Here is a 3,846-nt window from a genome sequence, read left to right as displayed (position 1 = left end):
CGATCGCGTCCAGCGCGCGGAGCCGGCGCCCCCGGGCGAGCGTCGCGCCGGTGCCCGCCAGCGCGCCGGCGAGCATGAATCCGTGCGCGACCTCGGCCATTCGTTCCCCGAATCTTCCCTGTTCCGGTGAGTCCGGCTATATTACTCGACAAACGTAGAGAAAAACGAGGTGCACCATGACGACGATGTCGACCACCCGAGCCGCAGAGCGGCACCACTCGCACGATCCGGGCACGCCCGTGCTCGACCCGATGCGCGGCCTCTCCGCCGAGGAGATCGACGCGACGCGCGAGATCCTGGCCGAAGCCGGCCTCCTCGCCGAGCAGACGCGGTTCGTGTACGTCGGCCTCGACGAGCCCGCCAAGGCCGACGTGCTCTCGGGCGCCGAGCTGCCGCGCATCTCCCGAGTCCTGCTGCTCGACCGCGCCACAGGCGAATCCGCGGACGTGCGCGTGTCGGTCACCGACCGCGCGATCGTCAGCCGGACCGGCATCGACGGCGCGAACGGGCAGGTCCCGATCCTCGACGTCGAGTTCGAGGCGATCTACGACCTGCTCGGCTCCGAGCCCGAGTGGCACGAGGCCCTCGCCAAGCGCGGCATCACCCACGAGCAGGTCGCGCTCGCCCCGCTCTCGGCGGGGGAGTACGGATTCGAGGCCGAGCGCGGGCGCTGCGTCATCCGCGTGCTCGCCTTCATGCGGCACGACGAGCAGGACCACTGCTGGGCGCACCCCGTCGACGGGCTCTGCGCCTACGTCGACATGATCGAGGGTCGGATGTTCGAGCTCGTCGACCACAAGGTCTACGAGATCCCCGCCGAGTCGGGCAACTTCGACGACCCCGAGGTGCAGGGCGCGCCGCTCGACACGCTGAAGCCGATCAGCATCACCCAGCCCGAGGGTCCGAGCTTCACCGTCGAGGAGGACCGGGTCAGCTGGGCGAACTGGCGGTTCTCGCTCGCGTTCGATGCCCGCGAGGGGCTGGTGCTCCGCCGCATCCGCTACGTCGACGCCGACCAGGGCGGCATCGAGCGCGACATCGTCTACCGCGCCTCCATCGCCGAGATGGTCGTGCCCTACGGCGACCCGTCTCCCGCGCGCTTCTGGCAGAACTACTTCGACACGGGGGAGTACGTCTTCGGCCGCTACGCGAACTCCCTGCAGCTCGGGTGCGACTGCCTCGGCGAGATCCGGTACTTCGACGCCACCATCGCCGACGAATTCGGCCACCCCCGCGTCATCCCGAACGCGATCTGCATGCACGAGGAGGACTACGGGACCCTCTGGAAGCACACCGACATCTACACGGGCTCGAACGAGGTCCGCCGCCAGCGGCGCCTCGTGATCAGCTTCTTCACGACGGTCGGCAACTACGACTACGGGTTCTACTGGTACCTCTACCTCGACGGCACGATCGAGTGCGAGGCGAAGCTCACGGGCGTGCTGTTCTCGTCGGCCTACGACCCGGAGGCGGGCGATCATGCGAGCGAAGTCGCTCCCGGGCTCGGGGCCCCGTACCACCAGCACCTCTTCAGCGCACGGCTCGACATGATGGTCGACGGCGTCGCGAACGCGGTCGAGGAGGTCGACGCGGTCCGCGTGCCGATGGGGGAGGGCAACGCCTACGGCAACGCGTTCACCAAGCGCACGACGCGCCTGCGCACCGAGGCGGACGGCGCGCGCGACGCCGACCCCATCGCCGGTCGCGTCTGGCACATCGTCAACACCGAGCGGCAGAACCGGCTCGGCCGGCCCGTCGGCTACGAGCTCCGCGCGGAGGGCACGCCGACGCTCCTCGCCGATCCCGAATCGGTCATCGCCAAGCGCGCCGGCTTCACGCGCAAGCACCTCTGGGTCACCCGCTACGACCGTGATGAGCGCTACCCGGCGGGCGACCTCGTGAACCAGAACCCCGGCGGCGACGGCCTCCCGCGCTACACCGAGGCCGACCGCTCGATCGACGGCGAGGACATCGTGCTCTGGCACACCTTCGGCCCCACGCACTTCCCGCGCGTGGAGGACTGGCCGGTCATGCCCGTGGACTACGCGAAGTTCACCCTGAAGCCGTACGGCTTCTTCGGGCGGAACCCCACGCTCAACGTCCCGTCCTCCGAGTCCCTCGGCATGGCGTGCCACACGGATGCCGCGGCCGGCGGATGCCACTGCGAGGCGGGCGCGTGCTCGTGCTCGGGGCACGGGCACGGGCACGGGGCCTGACGAGCGGGCGGTCGGACGACGGGCGGGCGGATGTCGCGGAAGCGGCATCCGCCCGCCCTGCGCCGCCGGCGGCGGTCGCGCAGTCCGCTCAGACCTCCTCGCGGAGCCCGGCCCACGCGTTTCCGGACCGTCTCGGTAACGGTCCCCTCACGGACATTCCTTTCGGGCGGGTCAAGTGCGAGCGGTCCCCACCCGTCTCGCGGGGACCACTGCGCCCCCTCCGGCAGGCGGCATCGGAGCAGAGGGGGGACCGGCTATCGGGCCCTGGCGACCAAGTCCTGATCTCGAGTGAGTACGTCGCGTCGGTCCCGAGCATCCTCACCCGAATCGCAGCTTGGTCCATCGTGCTGCGGACGCTCTCGGGGTTGGGTTGTACGCCCAGGATGCGATGAGTTCATGGGCGACACGCATGTCGGGAGCAGTAGTCCAGTAGTGCCTGTCTGGCCCGCCCTCGCGCCGCTCGATGAGATAGCGCCCTTCGTCGTTGCGTCGGCACTGGATGTACGTCTGTCCCGATGCATCCCCGAGTCGCTCCAGTATCAGGAACTCCTCATCCCGCTCGTCGATGTCCTCGAGGAGGATGAACAGATAGTCCTCCGTCGGATCGTCCCAGGTCCGACCCGACTCGGTCGTCACTCGGAGGTTCGGTCGCCGTCGCATCCTCACACTCTGCACGATCCGGGTCACGGAACGTGCTCGAGATGATCGTCCCTGCTCCGCCGACGGATCGAACGGTTCGCCCCGTGCGCGGGCTCATCGGCGCGCAAGAACGAGTGCGCGACGTGTCAATGATGACGAGCCCGACCTGGGATTCGAAGTCAGGTGGAAAGCGCCGCATTGCGCGCAGGGATGAATGCCGACGACCACGCGAGTTCGCTGCTGACCGAGCATCCTGGCCCGCGCCGCGAGCAACGCACGGCCGGCCGTGTAGAGGGAAGGAAGAGGGGTTTTTGGGCAGGTAGACACCGCGGCTCCATGTCGTGAAACAGGAACGACCGCGGGTGACAGCGGTACTTTGCCGTGGCTCTTTCGAGCCACGACATCACGTGCCCCAAGTCGTTATCTCGCCACCCTGTCCGGCTTCCCGCGGGCCTTGTGCGAGCGATCTAGTGCAGATGATCGTAGCGGCAGCGTCAGCATGTCGTCGACCGCTATGGCGCGCTTCGCAGACTGGCGCGCCAGCTGTCGAGGGCTTCGTATTGCGCTGCGATATCGGCGAAGACGTCGCTGCTGTCAGCGAGGTCGAACACCTGCTTTCGGTATTGCCGCCGCAGCGGCAGTCGGAGGTGTTCGAGCTCGGGCAGGCCGAGGAGGGGAGAGAGATCGGCGTCGAGCAGGCGGATGCCGGGGAGCCCCAGTGTCCGAAGACGTGTGAGGGGTCTGACCCATCCGAGGTCGGGAAGGATGACGCTCTTGCCTGATCCGGGGTATCCGTTGCCGAACTCGAGCGCGGCGAGTCGCGTGAACGCGCCGAGCGAGGTCGGATCGTCGAGTTTGTGTGCTTGCTCCACGCTCAGATCAGTCAGGTTCTCCAGGGCGGTGAGCGGTGCCAAGCTGAGCAGGCTCGTCGCCCCGCCGAGCCGCAGCGCGCGGAGTTGATCGTGGCGGCCGAGCGCGGTCACGTCACGGT

3 protein-coding genes are annotated in these 3,846 nt (G+C 68.5%); 1 reads left to right on the top strand and 2 read right to left on the bottom strand.

Features of this window, described 5'->3' with window-relative positions; all coding sequences use genetic code 11:
- Positions 1–185: 185 nt before the first annotated feature.
- Entirely contained in the window at positions 186–2,216 is a 2,031-nt protein-coding gene (locus ESO86_RS13015) for a primary-amine oxidase (protein WP_207207125.1), read from the top strand.
- Between the two features lie 318 nt (positions 2,217–2,534).
- Here the strand turns inward: ESO86_RS13015 and ESO86_RS13010 are convergent, their stop codons facing one another.
- Both ESO86_RS13010 and ESO86_RS19005 read right to left on the bottom strand, forming a co-directional pair.
- Positions 2,535–2,903: a hypothetical protein gene (locus ESO86_RS13010; RefSeq protein ID WP_207207124.1), complete on the bottom strand. Its 369-nt coding sequence runs from the start codon at positions 2,901–2,903 to the stop codon at positions 2,535–2,537.
- Between the two features lie 464 nt (positions 2,904–3,367).
- The coding region (locus tag ESO86_RS19005; protein WP_207207123.1) for a hypothetical protein at positions 3,368–3,846 on the bottom strand (479 nt) is incomplete at its 5' end.

Source organism: Agromyces binzhouensis (assembly GCF_004135055.1).
GTDB lineage: Bacteria > Actinomycetota > Actinomycetes > Actinomycetales > Microbacteriaceae > Agromyces > Agromyces binzhouensis.
This window is presented reverse-complemented; position numbering and strand designations above follow the sequence as displayed.